Origin of the sequence: Methylobacterium sp. 092160098-2, from assembly GCF_028920805.1 — a bacterium.
GTDB classification, from domain to species: Bacteria; Pseudomonadota; Alphaproteobacteria; order Rhizobiales; family Beijerinckiaceae; genus Methylobacterium; species Methylobacterium fujisawaense.
The window spans coordinates 1,966,748-1,989,439 of record NZ_JAQPZJ010000001.1 but is presented as its reverse complement, the minus strand read 5'-3'; the positions used below and the strand labels follow the sequence as shown (position 1 = coordinate 1,989,439).

The following is a 22,692-nucleotide window of genomic DNA, read 5'->3' as shown; positions in this document are numbered from 1 at the left end:
GCGGGGGCGGCAACGTCGGAGGACGGGTTGATTGGCCCCGGAGCCGCTTCGCGGACCCGCCAGCGATCATGGGGTGAGACAGCGCGCACCGGAACAGGCGCAGATTGGAATGGTTATCGATCGAGCCCTCAGGCCGGTGCCCGCGCGTCTCTGCCGGTTGCCGCTTCGGCCGATCCGTTCCCGCCCGGCCCCGGCCGGCCCAGACCGTGGACGACATCATGCGACTCGAGACCCAGCCGCCGGTGTCGGCGGATACGCCCATCGGCATCACGCTGACGATCAACGGGCAGCGGCGCGAACTCCGCGTCGCGCCCTGGACCACGCTCCTCGACCTGCTGCGCGAGCGGCTCGACCTCACCGGCACCAAGAAGGGCTGCGACCACGGCCAGTGCGGCGCCTGCACGGTGCTGGTGAACGGCACCCGGGTGAATTCCTGCCTGACCCTCGCGGTGATGAAGGACGGGGCCGAGATCACCACGGTCGAAGGGCTCGCCGCCCTCGGCGACCGGGCGGGCAGCAACGCCCTCCACCCGATCCAGGAGGCGTTCATCGAGCACGACGCCTTCCAGTGCGGCTACTGCACGCCCGGCCAGCTCTGCTCGTCGGTGGGCCTGATGAACGAGGGCCACGCCCACACCCGGGACGAGATCCGCGAGGCGATGAGCGGCAACCTCTGCCGCTGCGGCGCCTACACCAACATCGTCGACGCCATCGAGGACGTCATGCAGGGAGACGCCCGATGAACCGCTTCGATTACGTCCGCGCCGGCACGGTGGCGGAGGCGGTGCAGGCCTTCGGGGCCGGGGCCCGCTTCATCGCCGGCGGCACCAACCTGATCGACCTGATGAAGTACGAGGTCGAGAAGCCGGGCCGGCTGATCGACATCACCCACCTGCCCCTCGACCGGATCGAGGCGCACGGGGACGGGCTCCGGATCGGGGCGCTCGTGACCAACGCCAAGGTGGCGTACGACGACAGAGTGACGGCGCGCTATCCGCTCCTGCGCAACGCCATCCTGGCCGGCGCCTCGGCGCAGCTGCGCAACGCCGCCTCCACGGGCGGCAACCTGCTGCAGCGGACCCGCTGCTACTATTTCTACGACGTGGCCACGCCCTGCAACAAGCGCGCGCCCGGCTCCGGCTGCCCGGCGATCGGCGGGATGAACCGCATCCACGCGATCTTCGGCACGAGCGACAAGTGCATCGCCACGCACCCCTCCGACATGTGCATCGCGCTGGCCGCCCTGGAGGCCACCGTGCAGGTGAACGGGCCGCAGGGCGAGCGGTCGATCCCGTTCTCCGAATTCCACCGCCTGCCGGGGGAGTCCCCCGAGACGGACACGAACCTCGCCCCCGGCGAGATCGTCGTGTCGGTGGACCTGCCGGAGAGCCGCTTCCCGCAGCACTTCACCTACCTGAAGCTGCGCGACCGGTTGTCCTACGCCTTCGCGCTGGTCTCGGTGGCGGCGGGGCTCGAACTCGACGGCGACCGGATCAAGACCGCGCGCCTCGCGCTCGGCGGCGTCGCCCACAAGCCCTGGCGCAACCGCGAGGCCGAGGCCCTGCTCGAGGGCAAGCCCGCCACCCGCGCCAGCTTCCAGGACGCGGCCGACCTGATCGTCGCGGAAGCCAAGCCGCAATCGGAGAACGGCTTCAAGATCGATCTCGCCCGGCGGGCCATCGTGCGCGGCCTCGAACAGGCCGCCGCCGGCACGCCCCAGTCGCTCAGCGACAAGCGCATCCAGTAGGCCCCGCCATGACCCAGACCTCGAACCCCCAGACCTTCAGCTCCACCGGCCGCGACACCTTCGTCGGCACGCCGCGCAGCCGCATCGACGGGCCCGCCAAGGTCACCGGCCTCGCCAAGTACGCGGGCGAGTTCGCCGCGCCCGACCTCGCCTACGGCTATGTGGTGTCCAGCTCCATCGCCAAGGGCCGGATCACCGCCATCGAGTCCGCCGAGGCCGAGGCGGTCCCGGGCGTCCTCAAGGTCATTACCCACGCGAACCGGCCGCGCACCGCGTGGCGGGACAAGAACTTCCAGGACGCGGTGGCGCCCCCCGGCTCGCCCTTCCGCGCCCTCTACGACGACCTGATCGTGTTCAGCGGCCAGCCGGTCGCCCTGGTGGTGGCGGAAGATTTCGAGACCGCGCGCTACGCCGCGTCCCTCGTCCGCGTCAGCTACGCGATGCAGGAGCCCGTCACCGACCTCAAGGCCGTGCGCGGCGACGCCTACGATCCGCCCACCAAGCGCGAGGGCATCAAGCCGCCGCCGGCTCCGTGGGGCGACGCCGACCAGGCGTTCGGCAGCGCGCCGATCCGCGTGCAGGGCGGCTACAGCATGGCCAACGAGCACCACAACCCGATGGAGCCGCACGCCACCACGGTGGTGGTGGAGCAGGACGGGACCTACACGGTCTACGACAAGATCCAGGGCGTCTCGAACAGCCACCAGTACCTCGTCAACGTGTTCGGCCTGAAGCCCGATCAGGTCCGGGTGCTCAACCCCTATCTCGGCGGCGGCTTCGGCTCCGGGCTGCGCCCCCAATACCAGGCGTTCCTGGCGATGCTGGCCGCCCAGGAGCTGAAGCGCTCGGTCCGGGTCACCCTGACCCGCGACCAGATGTGGTCCTTCACCTACCGGGGCGAGGCGCTCCAGACCGTCGCGCTCGGCGCCGAGCCGGACGGCACGCTGACGACGCTGCGGCACGACGCCGTCCAGGGCACCTCCACCTTCGAGGATTACCAGGAGGTGATCGTCAACTGGTCGGGGGTTCTCTACCGCTGCGAGAACGTGGCCCTGACCTACCGCATCGCCAAGCTCGACACCGCCACCCCGGGCGACATGCGCGCCCCCGGTGCCGTGACCGGGGTCTTCGCCATCGAGACCGCCATGGACGAGCTCGCCTATGCGACCGGCCAGGACCCAATCGCCCTGCGGCTGAAGAACTACGCCGAATCCGACGCCACCGCCCAGGGCAAGCCCTTCGGCTCGAAGGAGCTGAAGAGCTGCTTCCGGCAGGGCGCCGAGCGCTTCGGCTGGGCGAAGCGCAATCCCGAGCCCCGCTCCATGCGCGAGGGGCGGGAGCTCGTCGGCTGGGGCGTGGCCACCGGCATCTGGGAATCGATGATGATGCAGTCGAGCGCCATCGCGACCCTGACGCCGGACGGCCGCCTGACGGTGGGCAATTCCACCGGCGATATCGGCACCGGCACCTACACGATTCTGACGCAGATCGCCGCCGACACCCTCGGCCTGCCGATGGACGCGGTGACGACCAAGCTCGGCGACACCCGCCTGCCGGAGGCGCCGGTCGCCGGCGGCTCCTGGACGGCGGCCTCCTCGGGCACCGCCGTGATGAAGGCCTGCCGCAACGTCGGCGAACAGGTGTTCAAGCTCGCCCGCGGGCTCGAGAACTCGCCGCTCGCCAATGTCGACTTCGACCGGGCCGTCTTCGCGGACGGCCGGATCTCGGTTGCCGGCGATCCGGGCCGCAGCGTCTCCCTGGTCGAGGTGATGCAGGCGGCCGGCGTCGACAAGGTCGAGGCGGTCGAACAGGCCGGGCCCGACAAGGACTTCAATCAGAAATACGAGGCCTACACCCATTCGGCGATCTTCGTGGAGGTGAAGGTCGACGAGGAACTGGGTCAGGTCCGGGTGACCCGCGTCGTCTCGGCGATCGCGGCCGGCAAGGTGCTGAACCCGAAGACCGCGCGCAGCCAGATTCTCGGCGGCGTCGTCATGGGGATCGGCTCGGCCCTGGAGGAGGAGTCGATGCTCGACCACCGGATCGGCCGGTTCATGAACCACAATCTCGGCGAGTATCATGTCCCGGTGAACGCCGACATCTACGACATCGACGTGATCTTCGTGGTGGAGGAGGACAAGGCGAACCCGCTCGGCGTGAAGGGGCTCGGCGAGATCGGGATCGTCGGCACCGCGGCGGCGATCACCAACGCGGTGTTCCACGCCACCGGCAAGCGGGTGCGCGACCTGCCGATCACGATCGACAAGCTGCTCTGAAGCCGAGATCCGAGCGCCGCCGCGCCCGGGGCGCGGCGGTCACATCAACGTCCACGGGCGCATCCGCATCGCGAGCGCCGTGATGCGATCTGGGGGTGCGCGCTCGGTCGGCGTGGCACTCCGCCTGTCGCTCCGCGCGCGAAGGCGCCGAGCGCCCGGAACCGAAACGGCGTGAGAGCTCCGTGAGCCACCTGCTGCACTCCTGGCGCTTCTGGGCGCTCGCCGCCGCCGGCTTCGCGGCACTCACCGCGATCCTCGCCAAGGTCGGGGTCTCGGGCGTCCAGTCGGATGTCGCGACCTTCGTGCGGACCGCCGTGATCCTGGTCTTTGCCGGGGCGATCGTCGTCGGCTCCGGTCAGGCCGGCGGCCTCGCGCAGATTTCCGGCCGCAGCCTCGTCTTCCTCACCCTGTCGGGGCTCGCCACCGGGGCGTCGTGGCTCTGCTACTTCCGGGCCCTGTCGCTGGGCGACGCCGCGCGGGTCGCGCCGATCGACAAGCTCAGCGTCGTGCTGGTGGCGATCCTCGGCGCCACCCTGCTCGGCGAAACCCTCAGCCTCGCCGCCTGGATGGGCGTCGGCCTGATCGCCGCCGGGGCCGCCCTCGTCGCATCCGGCTGGTAAGCGCTGGTCAGCGGATGCGTGCCGGCGCACAGATCCGTTAACCGGTGGAGCGCATCCTGACGGTCCCTCGCGAACGGGGACCGTCATGGATTGGGTCTATCGTGGCTTCGAGACCTCGCTGATCGGTCTCGCCCTGTGTCTCGGCCTCGCCGCCTGTTTGACGCTCGGTACCGAGCGGACACCGCCCGGCACGCTCTCCGTCACCCTGCCGATGCTCACGGTGACCGCTCCCGCGCCCTGAGGCGAAGGGAGCGGTCGGATCCGGCGGAGCGTCAGGCGGCGCTGTTCACGGCGCGGAACATGAAGCTCCGGGCCTCGTCGTCCATCTCGGCCTTGAAGGCGTGGCGGCCCTTCAGCGCCTCGGCGGCCTGCGCGGCCGGCCGCGCGTTGAGCGCGTCGAGGTGGCGCTTGACGTTGGGCAGGTCCCCGAAGGCGCCTTCGCCGAGGATGAACGGCACCATCCGGGCCCAGCCCCAGACCGCCATGTCGACGATCGTGTAGGTGTCGCCCAGCACGTAGGTGCGGTCGGCGAGGCGCTGGTCGAGGATGCCCCAGTGCCGGCGCGCCTCGAAGGTGTAGCGTTCGGTGGCGTAGGCGCCCCCGTCCTGCGCGAAGTGGCGGAAATGCACGCACTGGCCGGAGAACGGCCCGATGCCGGTCGCCACGAACATCAGCCACGACAGCATCTCGCCGCGGACCGGCTCGCCCTCCGGCAGGAACCGGCCGGTCTTGCCCGCCAGATACATCAGGATCGCGTTCGAATCGAACACGGTCACGTCGCCGTCGACGATCGCCGGCACCTTCCCGTTCGGGTTGACCGCCGTGTAGGCGGGATCGAACTGCTCGCCCTTGCGGGTATCGACCGGCACCGGCTCGTAGGGCAGCCCCATCTCCTCGAGGCAGAGGGCGACCTTCATGGGGTTGGGGCTGAGATTGTAGAAGAATCGAATCACGGCGCTCTCCCTGAACGACCCCGGCAGGATGTCCGGGCCGGGCGAACGCACAAGCCGCCGCCGCGCAGGGCGGCTATTCCACGATGATCTTGTAGCCGCGACCCGGCACCAGCGCGGCGCCGCGCTCCAGGCCGTTGAGGACGAGGAACCGGTCGAGCGCCCGGTCGGGCACCGCCATGCGGCGGGCGAGATCCTCGGCATTGGCCGACATCGCCTGGACCACCTGCAGCCGCAGGGGACGCAGGACCGCCTCGTCCGGCGACACGGCGACGAGGGTCGCGGTCCAGCGGCGGAAGGCCGGGTCGGGATCGGCGGTGCCCTTGGCGGCCATGATCATCCGGTAGGTCGAATCGCCGATCCGGATCGCCGCGAGGCGGAAGGTCCACTCCTTCCCCCGCGACAGCGCGAAGGCCGCCGGGTGGCCGCCGACCTCCCGGGTCTCGAAGCCGGCCGGGTCGAAGGCGTCGTTCCAGCTCGCCTTGAGCACCGCGTCGAGGGGCTGGCCCTCCTTGGCCTCGATCTGGTCGAACAGCAGGCGCCGGCTGCCGTCCTGGGTCGTCCCGAGCACCGCCGAGCGGGTGTTCTCCAGGGTGAAGCCCTCCGGCACCTCGAAGGCGATACCGAGGCCGGGATGGATGAAGCGGTGCCCGCGCACCGCGCCGTCGCGCGGATTGTCGCCGTAGGCGAGGCCGTCCACCGCCGCGAGGTAGGTGGCGCGGTCGTCGGTGCCGATGCCCGGCGCGCCGATGCGGCGGGCCGCCCGGGTGACCTGGGTGATGCGCTCGGCCGTGCCCGGATGGGTCGCCAGCATGTCGGGCGCGTTGGCGCTGCCGGCCTTCAGCCCCGTCGAGCGGCTGAGGGCGGTGAGGAAGCGCCCGGCCGCGAACGGATCGTAGCCGGCCTTGGCGAGGGTGCGCACGCCGGTGGCGTCCGCCTCCAGTTCCTGCTCGCGGGAGAACCGGGCCAGGGCGAAGCGGGACTGGTGCTGGAGCTGCGCGCCGGTATCGGGATCGTTCAGCACGTCGGCCACGACCCGGCTGACGAGCGCCGAGCGCAGCTCCAGCTCGCTGCGGGCCGTGGCGTGGTTGAGGGTCACGTGGGCCATCTCGTGCGCCAGGACGGCGGCCACCTCGGAGGTATCGCTCGCCAGGGCCACGAGGCCGCGGGTCACGTAGAGCCGCCCGTTCGGCAGCGCGAAGGCGTTGACCACCGGCGAATCGAGGAGCGTCACCGTGTAGCTCTGATCGGGCCGGTCGCTGGCCCGCACGAGGCGGTCCGTCACCTCCGTGAGCAGCCGCATCACGTTGGGCGCCCGCGCCTCGCCCCCGAAGGAGGCCACGAGCTTGAGGTGGTCGGCGTCCGCGGCGCGCTCGCGGCCCGTCGTGCGCGGCGCCTCCGCGGGCACCCGGACCACGGCCGGCCGCACGGTCGCCTCGGTCTGGTCGGCGACGCAGGCGCCGAGCAACAGGGCGAGCCCGCCGAGCGCCGCCGCACCGCGCGGGCGGCGTCCCGCCCCGTGGACGCACGCCCCGATGATGTGACCCGTGATCCCGCCCATCGCGATCAGCGCCGCAATTCCCGTTCCCTGTCCGGACCGGCCTCCGGCCGGTCCGCCTCGTCCAGAACCTCGATCCCGTCGATGGCGGCCTCCAAGGTCGGGCCGCGCCGGACCTCGAGGAGGCCGCGCACCCGCACGCGCCGGTCTTCGAGCGAGGCCGCACTCAAACCACGGGCGCGCATCATTCGCCAAGTGCGTTTCGATACCGTCACCGTGAGCCCGTCCGTGCCCCGGGCCGCGAAATCGAGATAGGTGCGCGCGCCCCGCTCGCCGATATGGCGGATGCGCCCCTCCACGACGACGAAATGCCCCGCCTTCGCCCGGAGCGCCGGGCCGTCCTGCGCCCCTGGAAGCGGCGCGCGCCAGAGGCCGAGCCTGCGCGCGCGGGCCGCCGCCTCCACGAGGCGCAGGGCGGGGCGGCAGAGCGAATCGGCCTCGTTCGCGTCCGCGACGGCGAGGCCCGCCCCGATGAGGCCGCCCGCCAGATCCTCCTCACCCTCCGCGATCAGGAGATCGGCCCGCACCCGATCCCAGCGGTCGGGCTGCCCGCGCGGAATCACCGTGACCCTGGCGCCCAGCCGGGCCTCCAGCCAGGCCTGGGCCGCGGATGCGGCCTCCGGCGCGTCCGGCCACCGCAGCGAGTCCGGCACCGCCCGGACGCCCGACGCGAGGCGGATCTCCCCCCGGGGGCCGATCCCCGCGATGACCTCGACGCGCGCCGGCCCCGCCATGCATTCGGACAGGCTGGTCCGCGGGGCGGCCCGGACCGGCAGGACGCCCGGCGTCGCGGCGAGGGAGGCCGTGAGCACGACCGCGCGCACCGCCGCGCGCATCCCCGCGCGCACCACCCGCGCCGCTGCCGCGCTCCGCTGTCTCTCCCAGCCCGTGATCCCGCCCATGGAACACCCCCGAGGCCGCGAGCCCCGGCCGTCCGCCTTTCCACCGGGCGCGGTTGGCCTCGGACCGGGAGAATGCTATGGAGCACGCGGTTGTCTCCGTAGCTCAGCTGGACAGAGCACAGGTTTCCTAAGCAGGTTCAATTGGGCGTCGCGTCGGGAAACCGCGCGGCGGATCCGCTCAAAGTCGGGGAAAGCTTCCGGCATCGGCGCTCAGGCGTCCGATGCTCTGCCGATCCCGAGCCAAGCCCGACGGTGCCCCGGCGGGAAGGTGTAGAGACTAGACGGGCGGCACCTAACGGCTGGAGGCGATCCGGCCCACGGTGAAGGGATAGTCCAGGCCACGAACGCGAGCCTTCGGGACGCGGCGGCGAAAGCCGAAGTGGTATGAAACCTGGGGTCGCAGGTTCGAGCCCTGCCGGGGACGCCAAGTTTTCGCGTCTTGCAATTCTCTCCGGCCGCGGAGCCGCGCGCAAATCGTCCGCCACGGTGACCGCCTGCCGGTGACAAGTACCGAGGGCCGCGCTAAGCTTTGCTGCCAGGATTCATGGCGGGGGTGGACGAGCACTTCATGGCGGGCCAGAAGACCGATCAGCGCGACGTTTATGTCGGGCAACGCATCGCCGAGCAGCGCCGGAAGGCGTCGCTCACACAGCGCCGCGTCGCGCAGAGCTTCGGTATGTCTGCTGCCCAGCTCCAGAAGTATGAGAAGGGCACCAACCGGATCAGCGCCGTCCATCTCGATATCTTCTCGCGGATGACCGGCGTGCCGATGGATTACTTCTTCAAAGGCATGCCCCGGAACGATGACTTCGTCGCGCCGGGCTTCGGCGAGCGCGAGCAATCGGCCCTGTCGGATGGCGGCCTGAAGGGGCTGGCCGAAATCGTGGGCCGTCACATCACCGAAAACTTCTCCGAGGAAGCGCGCCGCGACGTGGCCGACGCCATCCGCGCCCTGGAGAGCAAGATCGGCGGTTGAGGCCGCGGCGGGATCCCCGGGGCGGCCGTTCTTTCGGTCGTTTCGTTCGTTATAGCGGATCCGTTCGTTCCTCCATCTTGACCGTCCACTGCTCGGGTGCGAGAACGCCCGCCCCATGAAGGGTCTAACGCCGCGATCGCGACGGCGTACCTCTGAAACCGAGGCCGTCTGATGCCGCGCTCAAACTATCTGTTCACCAGCGAGTCCGTGTCCGAGGGGCACCCCGACAAGGTCTGCGACAGAATCTCCGACACCGTCGTCGACGCCTATCTCGCGGCGATGCCGGAGGCACGGCTCGGCGTCGAGACCCTCGCCACCACCAACCGCATCGTCATCGCCGGCGAGGTGCGCGGGCCCGATTCGGTCACCTTCAAGGACCTCGAGGCCCTGACCCGCGAGGCCGTGAAGGATATCGGCTACGAGCAGTCGGGCTTCCACTGGAAGAACAACGACGTCGCCATCTACCTCCACGCCCAGTCGGCCGACATCGCCCAGGGCGTGGACGCCGCCGGCAACAAGGACGAGGGCGCGGGCGACCAGGGCATCATGTTCGGCTACGCCGCCGACGAGACCCCCGAGCTGATGCCGGCGCCGATCTTCTACGCCCACAAGATCCTCAAGGACCTCGCCGACGCCCGCAAGGCGAAGCAGGGCGACGCCGCCAAGCTCGGGCCCGACGCCAAGAGCCAGGTCACGGTCCGCTATGAGAACGGCCGCCCGGTCGAGGTCACGCAGATCGTGCTGTCGACGCAGCACCTCGACGAGTCCCTCGATTCCGCGGACGTGCGCGCCATCGTCGAGCCCTACATCCTCAAGGCCCTGCCGCAGGGCTGGGTCAACGAGGGCACGGCCTGGCACGTGAACCCGACCGGCAAGTTCGTGATCGGCGGTCCGGACGGCGATGCCGGCCTCACCGGCCGCAAGATCATCGTCGACACCTACGGCGGCGCGGCCCCGCATGGCGGCGGCGCGTTCTCCGGCAAGGATCCGACGAAGGTCGACCGCTCGGCGGCCTACGCGGCGCGCTACCTCGCCAAGAACGTGGTGGCCGCGGGCCTCGCCAGCCGCGCCACGATCCAGCTCGCCTACGCGATCGGCGTCTCGAAGCCGCTCTCGATCTACGTGGACCTGCACGGCACCGGGAACGTGGACGAGGCCAAGCTCGAAGCCGTGCTGATGGACGCCATGGACCTGTCGCCCCGCGGCATCCGCACGGCGCTCGGCCTCAACAAGCCGATCTACGCGCGCACCTCGGCCTACGGCCATTTCGGCCGCGCCCCGGAGGCCGATGGCGGCTTCTCCTGGGAGCGCACCGACCTCGCCGGCAAGCTGAAGTCCGCCCTCGCCTGAGGACGGAATCGCCCCGGACCCGCGGAGCGGGTTCGGGGCAGCGCCGGTTCCGGTGTCGTCCGGGGCCTGCGCCGGACGCACACCCACCGCGATCGGCGCCCCCATGCCTGGGTCCGACCGGTGGCCGGCTCGGGCCGGCAACCGCTCCGTCATCCGGGGCCGCCCCGCGGAGCCCGCATCCAGACGCGCCGGCGGATCCGGATCCGCGTCGGGACGGCGATCCCGGATCCGGGCTTGCCCGCGGCCCCCGGACCGACGGCGCGAGACACCGGCACGGGACGAAGGTCCCACGCCGCCGAGCAACCCCGCTGAGATGCGCAAGCCCTTCGACGGCGCACCGTGACCATGTCTGACACGTCTGGACGCGCCGCACCGCCGGCCGAGGAGCTGGAGCGCGCCTTCTTCGGCCGGCGCAAGGGCAAGCGCCTGCGCGGCCAGCAGGAGCGCCGGCTCGCCGAGCTTCTGCCGGCCCTGCGCATCGACCTGCCGCCGGACGACCGGCCCCTCGATCCGCGGACGCTGTTTCCCGCGATGGCGGCGCCGCCCGAGGCGCTCTGGCTGGAGATCGGCTTCGGCGGCGGCGAGCACCTCGCCGCCCAGGCGGCCGCGCAGCCGACCGTCGGCATCATCGGCGCCGAGCCCTTCGTGAACGGTGTGGTCAAGCTGCTGGCGGCGATCGAGGCGCAGGGTCTGCGCAACGTCCGCATCCGCGACGCGGACGTGACCGCCCTCCTGGCGCGCCTGCCGGATGCCTGCCTCGATCGGGTCTACCTGCTCTATCCCGATCCCTGGCCCAAGCGCCGGCAGCGCAAGCGCCGCTTCGTCTCCGATGCCTCGCTCGCCGAGATCGGCCGGGTGCTGAAGGATGGCGGCCTGTTCCGCTTCGCCAGCGACATCGACGACTACGCCGGCTGGACGCTGGTCCGGGCCGCGCGCTGCCCGGACCTCACCTGGACGGCACGGGGTGCGCAGGACTGGACGCAGCCCTTCCCGGGTTGGCCCGGCACGCGCTACGAGGCCAAGGCGCTGGACGCTGGGCGGCGGCCCACCTACCTGGAATTCGCCCGGCATCCGCGCTGAGACCGGCCTCGATCGCGCCGCCCGGGCGCCCGGTCGCCGCAGGCGGAGCGGAACGCCTTGCCACAGTCACGCTCGATCGCCATCCTGAAGTCCCGCCGCGGTTGCGGATCGCGGGGCGGGGTTCATCTCCGGCGGGAGCGTGCCACGGCACGTTCGAGGATTCTTCCGAGTGAATGAGAGGGTGGGGCAGGACCCGGCGGCGGCGGACCCGTCCCGCACCGGCTTCGACGACGCCGCGATCGGCCTCGTCGTGCTGTCGGCGGACGAGGCGACGATCGCTGCCGCCAATCGGGCGCTGCACGATCTCCTCGGCTGGCCGCAGGGCACCCTGCCCGGGCGGCCGGCCACCGATCTCCTGACCGAGGGACCGGAGGGGCTCCGGGACGGCCTCCAGTTCTGGCGCCGCTCGGACGGCACCTCCCTCGACGTGCGGGTCCGGCGCGCAGGCCTGACCCTGGTCGTCGAGGCGGTCGACGTGGATGCGGCCGCCCATTCCGAGGCGAACCGGGAGGCGCTGGCGGCCGCCGGGCTCGGGGAATGGCGCTGGGACCGGGCGACGGGCCTTCTCACCCTGTCGCGCCGCGCCGCCCGGATCCTCGGCCGGCCGCCGGGTCGCTCCGTCTCGTGGGAGGCGCTCAAGACCGGCCTGTCGCAGGCGGAACTCACCCGCCTGAGCGCGCTCATCGACGACGCGGCCGGAACCGAAGAGCCCTATCAGTTCGACACGGCCACGACGGTGGCGGGGCGCTCCGTGATCCTGCGGGTGCGGGGGCAGGCCGTGCCGGGCCCGGACGGCAGACCGGCCAGTATGGTCGGCGTCATCCAGGACATCACCACACGGGTCGAGGCCCGGGACGAGATCCTGTCCCGCGACCAGCGCCTGCGGGTCGCGACCACGGTCGCCAAGCTCGGGATCTTCGAGTGGCACATGCTCGAGGACCAGGCGATCTGGGAGAACGAGCACATGTACGAGATCTTCGGGCACACGCCCGAGGACGGGACGATCGGCAAGACCGAGTTCCTCAACGACATCCTCCATCCCGAAGACCGTCCCGCGGTCCGCCGGGCGATCTCCAAGGCGCTGCGGGAGGACGGCGATCTCCACATCAGCGGCCGGATCCGGCGCAAGTCCGACGGCGTGTGGCGCACGATCGACATGGCCGGGCGGTTCGAGCGCGACGCCCCCGGCCGCCTGCCGCGCCGCCTGATCGGCGTCGTGGCGGACGTGACCGACCGCCGGGTCGCGGAGGAGCGCCAGAGCCTGCTGATCCGGGAACTGCATCACCGGGTGAAGAACACGCTGGCCACCGTCCAGGCCATCGTCGGCTCCACGGCGCGGACGGCGTCGAGCATCGAGAGCTTCTACGAGGCGTTCGTCGGGCGCATCAAATCCCTGGCGCACACGCACTCGGTCCTCACCGAGGACACGTGGCAGATGGCGTCCCTCGCCAACCTCCTGCGCAACGAGCTGAAGCCCTACGCGGAGGTGGCGCCGGACGGCGGCGCCGAGGGCCGCATCAGCCTCGACGGGCCGGCGATCGACCTGCCCTCCGAGATCGCGGTCCCGATCGGCATGGCGATCCACGAACTGACCACCAACGCCGCGAAGTACGGGGCGCTCTCGAACCGCACCGGGCGGGTGGCGGTGGAATGGTCGCTGGAGCCCGGCGGACCGGCCGGGATCCTGCGGTTCTCCTGGCGTGAGACGGGCGGTCCCCCCGTCTCGCCGCCGAGCCGTCAGGGTTTCGGGTCGCGCCTGCTGCAACGCGTCCTGATCACCCAGGTCCAGGCCGAGGTAACGACCGACTACGCCCCCGGCGGTTTCGCCCTGACGATGCGGGCGCCGATCCCGCCGCGCAACGACAGCCTCAACCCGCTGGTGTGAGGCCGCGTCCCCGCCGCCGGCTCGGACAGGTCACCGTCCTTGCGGGGGACGGGGCCATCGAGCAGCGCACCGCGCCCGCAGACGGCGCGCGGCCCTGGGTCGCTGCGCTGCGCGCGCGCGGACGCGGGGGTCAGGCCGCGCCGCGGGTCCCGGCCTCGCCGCCGCCGTCCACGAAGGCCTTCAGCTCGTCGAGCGACCCGAAGGTGAAGCGGCCCTGCGGCGTCTCCGCCTCGATCGAGCCGTCCTCGAACATCACGTAGGTGTTGCCGCCCGAGGCGTAGCGCCCCACCACGGTGCGCGTGGCGGGCTTCGGAGCCGGCTCGGGCTCGGGGGGAGTGTCGAGGCTCGGGCGCAGGGCGGGTGTCTCCTCCTGCGGTCCCTCCTGCGGCCCCTCCTGCCGGCCCTTATGGGGCTCCTCCGACCGGGATTCCGGAGGCGGCTCGGGGGCGGCGAACAGGTCGTCGTCGGGTGCGAGCGCGGCTTCGGCCTTCGGGGCTTCCGGCGCGGCTGCGCGGATCGGCTCGGCCACGTGGACGGGAGGCGCCACATGCAGCGGCGGCTCGGCCGGAACGGGTCTCTCCAGCTCGGCCAAGGAGGGGCCCGCGACGGGCGTGCGGGCCTCGTCGGCCCGAAGTTCCAGGTTCGGCTCGATCCGGGGGCGCTCGGGGTCGAAGGCCGGCTCCACCACCGAGGGCACGATGAAGGCGGGCGCCGCCGGCAGGACCGGCGGCAGCCGGATCCGGCCCTCGTCGGGGGACATCGTCGGTGCGGCGCCCGCGGTGGCCTCCCGCGGGCCGGCCATCGGATTCCGCCCGATCGCCCGTTCGACCCGTCGGAAACCGAGGGCCACCACGCCGAGGCCGAGGAGGACCGCACCCGACGAAGCCGCCACAGACCCCGCGATCACCATCGCGAGCCCGCTCTCCAGACGCACGTACGGGAAGCCCTGGATCACGGCGGCGCAGCCCCCGATGATCATGGCGGCGGCGAGCGCGAACAGCGCAGCGATCATGATACTCTCTAGACACGGGCCGGCTGACGGCCGGCACTCAAGGCGGTCGCACAGTAAGGCCTACCGGTCATATTGCAAAACTCGGGGCTGAGATTGTCCGGGAAAGCGGAATAGTCCGGATCTCACCCGGCAATCCGCCGCGCGGACCGATCCGCCGCCGCGGCTTCGGGATCGACGGAACGTCCCGCGCTGCGGCCGAACGGCGTTGCCGTCCCGCGGTCGCCGACTTACCTAGCGGGCTCTCGACTCGGGACCCCCGCCGGGGACGAGGCCGCCCCCTGCTAAGCGGAGAAAGACGCGATGACCTTCACCCTGCCGGAACTGCCCTACGCCTACGACGCGCTGGGGCCGTACATGTCGAAGGAAACCCTCGAGTTCCACCACGACAAGCACCACAAGGCCTATGTCGACACGGGCAACAAGCTGCTTGAGGGCACGGATCTCCAGGGCAAGAGCGTCGAGGAGATCGTCAAGGCCGCCTACAACACGAATCAGCCGCTCTTCAACAACGCCGGCCAGCACTACAACCACATCCATTTCTGGCAGTGGATGAAGCCGAATGGCGGCGGCGCGATCCCCGGCGCGATCGCCAAGAAGATCGACGAGGATCTCGGCGGTGCCGAGAAGTTCAAGGCGGACTTCATCCAGGCGGGCGTCGGCCAGTTCGGCTCGGGCTGGGCGTGGCTCGCCGTCAAGGACGGCAAGCTCGCGATCATGAAGACCCCGAACGGCGAGAACCCGCTGGTCCACGGCGCCAAGCCGATCCTCGGCGTCGACGTGTGGGAGCACTCCTACTACATCGATTACCGCAACCGCCGGCCCGACTACCTCAAGGCGTTCATCGAGAACCTCGTGAACTGGGAGCACGTCGAGAAGATGTACGCCGAGGCGACCCGCTGAGGCGCATCGCCGGTGCCGCGGACCCTGTGTCCGCGGCACCCTTGAGGTGGCGCACGAAACCGGCTCTTGATGCGCCCGAGGCCGGATGACCCGGTGCAGAAGGGGCCGGCCATTTCCTTTCGATCGACACGCGCGACGCTTCGACCGTGCTCCCGCCCGCCCCCGCTGCGGGGGGAGGGGGTGAGCGAGCGCCCTGCCCGATGATCCGCTCCATCCTGTCCGTCGGCGGCTGGACGCTGGTCTCCCGCGTCACCGGCTTCGCCCGCGACGTGGTGATGGCCGCCGTGATGGGCGCCGGGCCCATGGCCGACGCCTTCGTGGTCGCCTTCCGGCTCCCGAACCACTTCCGCGCGATCTTCGGCGAGGGCGCGTTCAACACCGCCTTCGTGCCGGCCTATGCCGGGCTCGCGGAGGCCGGCGAGCCCGGGGCGGCGCACCGCTTCGCCGACCGCGTCTTCACCCTGATGCTGATCGTGCAGCTCGTGCTGCTCAATCTCGCCCTGCCGGCCATGCCCTGGGTGGTCCACGCCCTGGCGCCGGGCTTTGCCGAGGACGGCGAGCGCTTCCAGCTCGCCGTGGCGCTGACCCGCATCACCTTCCCGTACCTGCTGTTCATGACGCTGGTGACGCTGCTGTCGGGCATCCTGAACGCCCACCGGCACTTCGCGGTGGCGGCGGGCGCCCCGGTCCTGCTCAACCTCGCCATGCTGGCGGCCTTGAGTGTGAGCTTCCTGTTCCCGAACGCCGCCTACGCCGCCGCCTGGGGCGTCGCCGTCTCCGGCGTGCTCCAGTTCGGCCTGCTCTGGTGGGGCTGCCGCCGCGTCCGGGTGATGCCGGACCTCGCGGTGCCGCGCCTCGATCCGGCGCTGAAGCGCTTCTTCACGGTGCTCGGCCCGGCGGTGGTCGGCTCGGCCGGCTTCCAGATCGCGGCCTTCGCCGACACGATCATCGCGAGCTGGCTGCCCACCGGGGCGGTCTCGGCGCTCTACTACGCCGACCGGCTCTACCAGCTGCCCTTCGGCGTCATCGCCATCGCGGCCGGCACCGTCCTGCTGCCGGAGATGAGCCGCCGGATCGCGGCCGGCGACGTGGCCGGGGCCCACGCGGCGCAGAACCGGGCCGCGGGCTTCTCCCTGGCCCTGTCGGCGCCGTTCACCGTGGCCTTCCTGACCATCCCGGGCCTGATCATGGCGGCCCTGTTCCAGCGCGGCGCCTTCAGCGCCGAGGATGCGGCCCGGGCGGCCTCGGTGCTGGCGGCCTACGGGCTGGCGCTGCCGGCGGTGGTGCTGGTGCGCAGCGCCGTGGCGAGCTTCTACGCCCGCCAGGACACCAAGACGCCGCTCTGGGCCTCCCTCACGGCGATCGGCGTCAACGTGGTCCTGAAGCTCTGGCTGACGGGCCCCTACGGCGTCACCGGGCTGGCGCTCGCCACCGCGGTCAGCCAATGGGTGAACCTGCTGCTGCTGCTCGTCCTGGCCAAGCGCCGGAACTGGACGGCGCCGGGGCGCACGCTCGGCCTCACCGTCGCCGGGGTGGCCCTGGCCTGCCTCGGGCTGGCGGCGGTCGCCGTCTTCGGCCAGGGACTCGTCCAGGCGCTGGTGCCGGCCCTCCCGCACGGGCGCGACCTCGTCGTCCTGGCGGTGCTGGGGCTCGTGGGAGCGCTGGTCTATGGCGGCCTGCTGGCGGGCCTTCTGCACCTGTTCGGCCTGCGCCTGCGCCGGGCCTGAGTGACCCGGCCGGGCTCGCCGCAGCGCGGGTCCGGCCCCAGATCGGGCGAGAGCACCGAGTGAGGAACACCATGACCGACGCATCAGGACCCCTCGCGGGCGTGAAGGCCGCGGTGTTCGACGCCTACGGCACCCTGTTCGACGTGAACGCCGCGGTCCAGCGCTACGCCGAGGCGGTGGGGCCGGACGCCGCCCACCTCTCCGAGGTCTGGCGCAACAAGCAGCTCGAATACAGCTGGACCCTGTCGCTGATGGGCCAGTACGCGGCCTTCTGGGACCTCACCGTGCGGGCCCTCGACTACGCCCTGGCGGTCCACCCGCAGGTCGATCCCGGCCTGCGCGAGCGGCTCCTCGACGCCTACCGCGACCTCGATGCCTATCCGGAGGTGCCGGGCGTGCTGGCGGCCCTGCGCAAGCGCGGGATCCGCACGGCGGTGCTCACCAACGGCAACGCCGCCATGGTCGACCGGGCGGTGGCCTCGGCGGGGCTGGCCGACCACCTCGACGCGGTTCTCTCGGTGGACGACGCGCAGGTGTTCAAGACCCATCCCGACGCCTACCGGATCGCCCTGACCCGGCTGGCGGTGGGGCAGGGCGACGTGCTGTTCTGCTCGTCGAACCGCTGGGACGTGGCGGGGGCCGGGGTCTTCGGGTTCCGGACCGCCTGGGTCAACCGCAAGGGCCTGCCCGACGAGTACATGGATTCGGCGCCGACGGTCGTGATCGGGGCCCTCGACGGTCTGCTTTGACATCCGAGCCCGCGGGGGACGCGGTGCACCGGATGGCCCGCAGCGCGGCCGGGGCGGAATTTTTCGGCCGCGTCTTGGACTAAAGTCGACCTTGCAACGTGGGCGTGTCGCTCTTGGTTTGGGCCTGACTCGGACGCCGGGAAATCGAGCGTCGAGCGGGAGGAAGCGACTGATGAAGCGTATGTTGTTGGCGGCCGCCGCGATCTGCCTCGGGGCGGCGGGGCCGGCCTGGGCCCTAGACGTCACCAAGTCGGTGGATGTGGCCGCGTCGCCCGAAGCCGTGTGGAAGACGATCGGCGGGTTCTGCGGGATCGGCGACTGGCATCCGGTGATCGAGAAATGCGCCCTGTCGAAGAAGGGCGGCAAGGCGGTCCGGACGCTCAGCCTGAAGGGTGGCGGGACGATCGTCGAGGAGGAGGAATCCCGCAACGACACCAAGATGGACTACACCTACACCATCCTGGAAGGCCCGCTGCCCGTCACGGACTATCATTCCACGATCATGGTCGCGAAGGCCGGCAGCGGTTCCAAGGTGACCTGGAAAGGGACGTTCAAGGCCAAGGGCGCTCCCGACGCGAAAGCGGAAGAGGCCATCGCGGGCGTCTATGAGGCCGGCCTGAAGGGCATCGCCGACAAGGCGAAGTAGCCGGCCGGCGGAGGCGGGCCCTGCGCGCCTCCGTCCAGGAACTTCGGACGGGCCGATGCCATATCCGGCACACAATTCAATTGGCCCACTTCGGGGATTCTTAATCCTCCCGGTGTTGGATCGTCCTCAACACGAACGGGAGATCTTTCGCGTGTCCTTGAACGGTTCCTTCACGATGATTCGCGCTGGGGCCGCAGCCCTCGCGGCGACCCTGGTGCTCGGGGCGGTCGCCCCGGCCACCGCCCGCGACCAGACCGGTGCCATCGTCGGCGGCCTCGCGGCCGGCGTCGTCGGCGGCATGGTCGGCAGCGCCCTCGTCAACGGCGCGAACCCGCCGCCCCCGCCGCCCCCGCCGGAGTACCGCCCGCGCCGCGTCGTGGTCGAGGAGCCCGAGACCATCGTGGTGCGCGAGCGCCGCGGCCCGATCTGCCACTACGAGCGCCGCAAGGAATGGCTCGGCGACGGCGAGTTCACCTACCGCCGCGTCGAGGTCTGCGAGTAAGGCATCCGCGCGGTCGCGCGACCGGCGCCGCGTCCCCCGGGGGCGCGGCGCTTTTCATTTCACCACCAGCCAATCCTCGACCACGAGGGCGTCGAGGCCGGTGGTGTAGAACATCAGGATCGCGTCCTCCGCGCCGTGGAGGATCGGCTTGCCCATCACGTTGAAGCTCGTGTTGAGCAGGATCGGCACGCCGGTGATCGCCGCGAAGGCGCCGATCAGGGCCGCGTAGGCCGGGTTCCGCGCCGCCGTGACGCTCTGGAGCCGGCCGGTCCCGTCCGCGTGGACCACGGCCGGAACCCGGGCCCGGACCGCCTCGCGCCAGACCAGGGTGCGCTCCATGTAGGGGCTGTCGGCGTAATCCTCGAACCAGTCCGGCCCGGCCTCGGCCAGGATCGACGGCGCGAACGGCCGGAACGCCTCCCGGTACTTCACCTTGGCGTTGAGGGCGTCCTTGGCGCCCTCCGGCCGCGGATCGGCCAGGATCGACCGGTTGCCGAGCGCCCGGGGCCCGAACTCCGCCCGGCCCTGCACCCAGCCGACGAGGCCGCCCTCGGCGAGGATCCGCGCCGCCGCGCGTGTCGCCTCCGCGTGGCCGACGCGCTTGGCGCGGGGCTCCTGCTCGGCGAGCCGCTCCATCGGGCCGGTGGAGACCCGCGAGCCGAGATAGGGGGTCAGCGGGCGCTGCGCGTGCGGCGGCCCCGCCCAGTCCGGATGGTCCTCCGCGTAGGCGAGCCACGCGGCGCCCACGGCGTTGCCGTCATCCGCCGGGGCTGAGGGCACGTGCAGCCGGGTGAAGCCGGAGCGGCCGAGCACCCGGCCGTTGTAGGAGGAGTTCAGCCCGCAGCCGCCGGCGATCACGAGGTTCTCGGCGGGCGCCAGGGCGTAGGCTTCGGCCACCAGCGCGTCCATGAGGGTGCCGAAAAGATCCTGGCCGCAGCGGGCGAGATCGGCCCAGCCGGTCTCCAGGGCGTCCGCGGGGCGGCGGGCGCGGATCTCCGCGGCCACGGAGCGGATCGTCTCCGCGTCGGCATAGCGCAGGCGGTGGCCCTCGACCGTGCAGAGCCGGCCGAGCAGCGCGGCGAGATCCGGATCGGACCGCCCGTAGGGGGCGAGCCCCATGATCTTCCACTCCTCGCCCTTCACCTGGTCGAAGCCGGCGAGATCCGTGATCAGCCCGTACAGGAACCCCAGCGAGCCGCGCCCGCGATGGCGGCGCAGCTCCGTGATCCGGCCGCCCTCCAGGCGGTGGATCGCCGCCGCGCCGGTCTCGCCCATGCCGTCGACCACCAGGGCCGTGGCCGTGTCGAAGGGGCTGCCCCAGAGGCCGTAGGCGGCGTGGCAGAGGTGGTGCGGGTAGCGCCGCTGCCCGGCGATGGTCGCCCGGGGCGCCGCGCCGGTGATCCGGGCTTCCTGGTTCAGGGCCAGCAGGGTGCCGTGGCCGGCCCGCTCCTGCGCGCCGTGGAGGTCGGCGATGAACACCCGCTCGGCCTGCTCGGGCACGAAGGAGCGGTTGAGCGCCGTGGTGTGGGCGGACAGCGCCATGAGGTCGAAGGCGCCGGTGCCCGCCTGACCACGCAGGAAGTCGGTGAATTGCGGGCCCCAGCTGGAGGCGACGACGAGTTCGGAGCCCGGCGGGACGTGGTCCTTCAGCAGCGACGCCATCACGGCCGGGGCGTCCGGCTCGCAGTTCGGCGCGCGCTTGTACTGCAGGATCCGCTCCGCCGCCTCGGCGAAGAGCAGGGTGCCGTCGGGCCCGACCAGGGCGAGGGCCGGGTCGTGGAAGGTGGTGGCGAGGCCGAGATAGAAGCGCATGCCGACGCGGGGTAGCGCATTTTTCCGCGCAGCGGATCCCGCCTCGTGCGCGGGACGCCGCTATCGCGTGGCGGTCCGCGGCTTGGCCAGCAGCAGAATCGCCGCGCCGGCGAGCCCCGACAGGACCGAGCCCGCGAGCACGCCGAGCTTCACGGCGGTCTCATGCTCCGGATCCGGGAAGGCGAGGCCGCCGATGAACAGGCTCATGGTGAAGCCGATCCCGCACAGCACCGCGACCCCGTAGACCTGCCCCCAGCCGGCCCCGGCCGGGCGCTTGGCCCATCCCAGCGCCACCGCCAGCCGGAGGCTCGCGAACACGCCGGCCTGCTTGCCGAGGAACAGCCCGGCCGCGATGCCGAGCGTCACCGGCTGCAGCAGGGCCTCGGGGGTGAGGCCGGAGAGGTCCACGCCCGCATTGGCGAAGCCGAAGACCGGCACCACCAAGTAGGTGATCCAGGGGGCGAGGGCGTGCTCCAGCCGGTGCAGGGGCGAGAGCGCATCCTCCGGCCGGCCCGGGCTGACCCGGATCGGGATGGTGAGCGCGAGCAGCACGCCCGCGATCGTCGCGTGGATCCCGGAGCGCAGCACGAGGACCCAGAGCACGAGGCCGAGGAGCCCGTAGGCCGGAAGCCATCCGATCCCCGCCCGGTTGAGGCCGTAGAGGGCGGCCACCACCAGGGCGGCGAGCCCCAGCATGGTGAGGTCGAGGCCGGAGCTGTAGAACAGCGCGATCACCACGACGGCGCCGAGATCGTCGACGATGGCGACCGCGCTGAGGAAGATCTTGAGGGAGACCGGTACCCGCGATCCGAGGAGCGCCAGGACCCCCAGCGCGAAGGCGATGTCGGTGGCCGCCGGGATCGCCCAGCCCCGCAGGGTGCCGGCGCCGAGATTGGCCAGGGCGTAGAAGGCGGCCGGCACCGCCATGCCGCCCAGAGCCGCGCAGCCGGGCAGGATCCGGTCGGGCCAGGTGCGCAGCCGCCCGTCGAGGGCCTCGCGCTTGATCTCCAGCCCGACCAGCAGGAAGAACCCGGCCATCAGGCCGTCGTTGATCCAGTGCTGGACGCTCATCGGCCCGAGGGCCGCGTGGAGCCCGTGCGCGTAGGTTTCGGCGAACGGCCCGTTGGCGACGACGAGCGCCAGGGCGGCGGCCGCCATCAGGATCAGCCCGCCCACCGCCTCGCCGGCGAGCAGCGTGCGGATGATCGAGAGGGGGCGCGGGCCCCGCCTCCGCGGCGCGGTGTGGGGAGATGTCATCGCGGCAGGCCTTGCCGCGCATCCCAGGTGGGCGCAAGGGCGCGACCGTAACCTCTATGGCGCCAACCTCTATGACGTCCGTCCCAGCGCCGCGCGGATCAGGGCCAGCCCGTCCGGGCTCGACCACGCGGCCGGTCCCTTCATCACCCCGAGGGTGCAGCCCTGCGCGTCGATCAGCATCGTGGTCGGCAGGCCGGGCGATTGCGTGTCGCGCTGGATGATCGGAAGCACGCGGCCCCCGGGATCGGCATAGAAGGCGAGGTCGCGGATGCCGGCCTGCTTCAGCCAGGCCGGCGGCGTCTCGAGGTTGCGGGTGTCGACGTTGATGGCGACGACCTGGAAGTCGGGGCCGCCGATCTGCGCCTGGAGCCGGTCGAGGGCCGGCATCTCGGCCTTGCAGGGGGCACACCACGTCGCCCAGAGATTCACGAGGAGCAGCCGGCCCTTGAGGTCGGCGAGGCCGGTCTCGGCGCCGTCCGGCCCCTTGAAGCGGATGTCCGGCGCGGGCCGGGCCTGTGGCAGGGCCTGCATGGCGGCGACCTCGCCCTTCGCGGCGGCGTCGACCCGGGCGAGGGCGGGCTTGGCGGCGGCGCAGGGCTGAAGGGCGCCGCCCATGTTGCCGGGCAGGAGACCGCTCCCGTATAGGGCGAGGCCGAGGACGGCGAGCGCGGCGACGCCCGCGCCGGCCAGGATGGGCGTGCGGCCGGGCATCAGGCTCGGGCCTCGGGACGGTCAGGGCGCGG

General features: G+C 71.8%; 21 protein-coding genes. 14 read left to right on the top strand and 7 right to left on the bottom strand.

Going from position 1 to position 22,692, the window contains the following annotated elements:
- The first annotated feature begins 218 nt into the window (after positions 1-218).
- The 5 genes from PQI07_RS09440 (at position 219) to PQI07_RS09420 (ending at position 4,884) form a co-directional block, all read left to right on the top strand.
- The gene (locus PQI07_RS09440) at positions 219-743 is read left to right on the top strand and encodes a (2Fe-2S)-binding protein (RefSeq protein ID WP_043379471.1); all 525 of its coding nucleotides are present in this window, start codon (positions 219-221) and stop codon (positions 741-743) included.
- A complete protein-coding gene (locus PQI07_RS09435) occupies positions 740-1,747 on the top strand; it encodes an FAD binding domain-containing protein (RefSeq protein WP_043354027.1) in 1,008 nt (335 codons plus the stop codon). The genes PQI07_RS09440 and PQI07_RS09435 overlap by 4 nt, the downstream gene beginning before the upstream one ends.
- Before the next feature lie 8 nt (positions 1,748-1,755).
- The gene (locus tag PQI07_RS09430; protein WP_274926510.1) at positions 1,756-4,023 is read left to right on the top strand and encodes a xanthine dehydrogenase family protein molybdopterin-binding subunit; all 2,268 of its coding nucleotides are present in this window, start codon (positions 1,756-1,758) and stop codon (positions 4,021-4,023) included.
- A 182-nt stretch (positions 4,024-4,205) separates the two neighbouring features.
- Positions 4,206-4,643 (top strand): EamA family transporter, encoded by a 438-nt coding sequence (locus tag PQI07_RS09425; protein WP_043346438.1) that lies wholly within the window; start codon positions 4,206-4,208, stop codon positions 4,641-4,643.
- An 85-nt stretch (positions 4,644-4,728) separates the two neighbouring features.
- Positions 4,729-4,884 (top strand): hypothetical protein, encoded by a 156-nt coding sequence (locus tag PQI07_RS09420; protein WP_164706359.1) that lies wholly within the window; start codon positions 4,729-4,731, stop codon positions 4,882-4,884.
- A 31-nt stretch (positions 4,885-4,915) separates the two neighbouring features.
- Here PQI07_RS09420 and PQI07_RS09415 read toward each other — a convergent pair whose 3' ends face one another.
- From PQI07_RS09415 to PQI07_RS09405, 3 genes are all read right to left on the bottom strand, one after another.
- The gene (locus PQI07_RS09415) at positions 4,916-5,596 is read right to left on the bottom strand and encodes a glutathione S-transferase family protein (protein ID WP_043346447.1); all 681 of its coding nucleotides are present in this window, start codon (positions 5,594-5,596) and stop codon (positions 4,916-4,918) included.
- 73 nt (positions 5,597-5,669) lie between these two features.
- Positions 5,670-7,154, bottom strand: a complete 1,485-nt coding sequence (locus PQI07_RS09410) for a M48 family metalloprotease (protein ID WP_043379364.1) — start codon at positions 7,152-7,154, stop codon at positions 5,670-5,672.
- A gap of 5 nt (positions 7,155-7,159) precedes the next feature.
- The gene (locus PQI07_RS09405) at positions 7,160-7,987 is read right to left on the bottom strand and encodes a thermonuclease family protein (protein ID WP_274927701.1); all 828 of its coding nucleotides are present in this window, start codon (positions 7,985-7,987) and stop codon (positions 7,160-7,162) included.
- A 634-nt stretch (positions 7,988-8,621) separates the two neighbouring features.
- Here PQI07_RS09405 and PQI07_RS09400 point away from each other — a divergent pair.
- The 4 genes from PQI07_RS09400 (at position 8,622) to PQI07_RS09385 (ending at position 13,344) form a co-directional block, all read left to right on the top strand.
- Positions 8,622-9,029: a helix-turn-helix domain-containing protein gene (locus tag PQI07_RS09400; RefSeq protein WP_043346443.1), complete on the top strand. Its 408-nt coding sequence runs from the start codon at positions 8,622-8,624 to the stop codon at positions 9,027-9,029.
- A 171-nt stretch (positions 9,030-9,200) separates the two neighbouring features.
- A complete protein-coding gene (gene metK, locus PQI07_RS09395; protein ID WP_043379362.1) occupies positions 9,201-10,379 on the top strand; it encodes a methionine adenosyltransferase in 1,179 nt (392 codons plus the stop codon).
- Positions 10,380-10,724: 345 nt separating this feature from the next.
- The gene (gene trmB, locus PQI07_RS09390) at positions 10,725-11,459 is read left to right on the top strand and encodes a tRNA (guanine(46)-N(7))-methyltransferase TrmB (protein WP_043759730.1); all 735 of its coding nucleotides are present in this window, start codon (positions 10,725-10,727) and stop codon (positions 11,457-11,459) included.
- A 169-nt stretch (positions 11,460-11,628) separates the two neighbouring features.
- Positions 11,629-13,344, top strand: coding sequence for a sensor histidine kinase (locus tag PQI07_RS09385; protein ID WP_043351074.1), 1,716 nt, complete (start codon positions 11,629-11,631; stop codon positions 13,342-13,344).
- 130 nt (positions 13,345-13,474) lie between these two features.
- On the opposite strand, the gene PQI07_RS09380 is transcribed toward PQI07_RS09385, so the two are convergent.
- Positions 13,475-14,356 carry a hypothetical protein gene (locus PQI07_RS09380; RefSeq protein ID WP_274926509.1) on the bottom strand — a complete coding sequence of 294 codons (882 nt, stop codon included), beginning with the start codon at positions 14,354-14,356 and terminating at the stop codon, positions 13,475-13,477.
- A gap of 300 nt (positions 14,357-14,656) precedes the next feature.
- Here PQI07_RS09380 and PQI07_RS09375 point away from each other — a divergent pair, with 300 nt between their 5' ends.
- The 5 genes from PQI07_RS09375 (at position 14,657) to PQI07_RS09355 (ending at position 18,880) form a co-directional block, all read left to right on the top strand.
- Entirely contained in the window at positions 14,657-15,256 is a 600-nt protein-coding gene (locus PQI07_RS09375) for a superoxide dismutase (protein ID WP_043351079.1), read from the top strand.
- 200 nt (positions 15,257-15,456) lie between these two features.
- The gene (gene murJ / locus PQI07_RS09370) at positions 15,457-16,983 is read left to right on the top strand and encodes a murein biosynthesis integral membrane protein MurJ (RefSeq protein WP_179697490.1); all 1,527 of its coding nucleotides are present in this window, start codon (positions 15,457-15,459) and stop codon (positions 16,981-16,983) included.
- A 71-nt stretch (positions 16,984-17,054) separates the two neighbouring features.
- Positions 17,055-17,732, top strand: coding sequence for a haloacid dehalogenase type II (locus tag PQI07_RS09365; protein WP_075381084.1), 678 nt, complete (start codon positions 17,055-17,057; stop codon positions 17,730-17,732).
- A gap of 172 nt (positions 17,733-17,904) precedes the next feature.
- Positions 17,905-18,378 (top strand): SRPBCC family protein, encoded by a 474-nt coding sequence (locus PQI07_RS09360; RefSeq protein ID WP_043379349.1) that lies wholly within the window; start codon positions 17,905-17,907, stop codon positions 18,376-18,378.
- A gap of 151 nt (positions 18,379-18,529) precedes the next feature.
- A complete protein-coding gene (locus tag PQI07_RS09355) occupies positions 18,530-18,880 on the top strand; it encodes a hypothetical protein (protein ID WP_170867474.1) in 351 nt (116 codons plus the stop codon).
- 54 nt (positions 18,881-18,934) lie between these two features.
- Here PQI07_RS09355 and PQI07_RS09350 read toward each other — a convergent pair whose 3' ends face one another.
- The 3 genes from PQI07_RS09350 to tlpA form a co-directional block, all read right to left on the bottom strand.
- On the bottom strand, positions 18,935-20,692 hold the full coding sequence (locus PQI07_RS09350; protein WP_274926508.1) for a carbamoyltransferase family protein: 1,758 nt from the start codon (positions 20,690-20,692) through the stop codon (positions 18,935-18,937).
- A gap of 60 nt (positions 20,693-20,752) precedes the next feature.
- Positions 20,753-21,949, bottom strand: a complete 1,197-nt coding sequence (nhaA, locus tag PQI07_RS09345; protein WP_043379344.1) for a Na+/H+ antiporter NhaA — start codon at positions 21,947-21,949, stop codon at positions 20,753-20,755.
- Between the two features lie 69 nt (positions 21,950-22,018).
- Entirely contained in the window at positions 22,019-22,660 is a 642-nt protein-coding gene (tlpA, locus tag PQI07_RS09340) for a thiol:disulfide interchange protein TlpA (RefSeq protein ID WP_043351090.1), read from the bottom strand.
- Positions 22,661-22,692: the final 32 nt, after the last annotated feature.

What these genes read in the sequence shown, in the direction of transcription:
- PQI07_RS09440 (WP_043379471.1), top strand. Translation starts at nt 219, where the DNA reads ATGCGACTCGAGACCCAGCCGCCGGTGTCGGCGGATACGCCCATCGGC.
- PQI07_RS09435 (WP_043354027.1), top strand. Translation starts at nt 740, where the DNA reads ATGAACCGCTTCGATTACGTCCGCGCCGGCACGGTGGCGGAGGCGGTG.
- PQI07_RS09430 (WP_274926510.1), top strand. Translation starts at nt 1,756, where the DNA reads ATGACCCAGACCTCGAACCCCCAGACCTTCAGCTCCACCGGCCGCGAC.
- PQI07_RS09420 (WP_164706359.1), top strand. Translation starts at nt 4,729, where the DNA reads ATGGATTGGGTCTATCGTGGCTTCGAGACCTCGCTGATCGGTCTCGCC.
- PQI07_RS09410 (WP_043379364.1), bottom strand. Translation starts at nt 7,154, where the DNA reads ATGGGCGGGATCACGGGTCACATCATCGGGGCGTGCGTCCACGGGGCG.
- PQI07_RS09405 (WP_274927701.1), bottom strand. Translation starts at nt 7,987, where the DNA reads ATGCGCGCGGCGGTGCGCGCGGTCGTGCTCACGGCCTCCCTCGCCGCG.
- PQI07_RS09400 (WP_043346443.1), top strand. Translation starts at nt 8,622, where the DNA reads ATGGCGGGCCAGAAGACCGATCAGCGCGACGTTTATGTCGGGCAACGC.
- metK (WP_043379362.1), top strand. Translation starts at nt 9,201, where the DNA reads ATGCCGCGCTCAAACTATCTGTTCACCAGCGAGTCCGTGTCCGAGGGG.
- trmB (WP_043759730.1), top strand. Translation starts at nt 10,725, where the DNA reads ATGTCTGACACGTCTGGACGCGCCGCACCGCCGGCCGAGGAGCTGGAG.
- PQI07_RS09380 (WP_274926509.1), bottom strand. Translation starts at nt 14,356, where the DNA reads ATGATCGCTGCGCTGTTCGCGCTCGCCGCCGCCATGATCATCGGGGGC.
- PQI07_RS09375 (WP_043351079.1), top strand. Translation starts at nt 14,657, where the DNA reads ATGACCTTCACCCTGCCGGAACTGCCCTACGCCTACGACGCGCTGGGG.
- murJ (WP_179697490.1), top strand. Translation starts at nt 15,457, where the DNA reads ATGATCCGCTCCATCCTGTCCGTCGGCGGCTGGACGCTGGTCTCCCGC.
- PQI07_RS09365 (WP_075381084.1), top strand. Translation starts at nt 17,055, where the DNA reads ATGACCGACGCATCAGGACCCCTCGCGGGCGTGAAGGCCGCGGTGTTC.
- PQI07_RS09360 (WP_043379349.1), top strand. Translation starts at nt 17,905, where the DNA reads ATGAAGCGTATGTTGTTGGCGGCCGCCGCGATCTGCCTCGGGGCGGCG.
- PQI07_RS09350 (WP_274926508.1), bottom strand. Translation starts at nt 20,692, where the DNA reads ATGCGCTTCTATCTCGGCCTCGCCACCACCTTCCACGACCCGGCCCTC.
- nhaA (WP_043379344.1), bottom strand. Translation starts at nt 21,949, where the DNA reads ATGACATCTCCCCACACCGCGCCGCGGAGGCGGGGCCCGCGCCCCCTC.
- tlpA (WP_043351090.1), bottom strand. Translation starts at nt 22,660, where the DNA reads ATGCCCGGCCGCACGCCCATCCTGGCCGGCGCGGGCGTCGCCGCGCTC.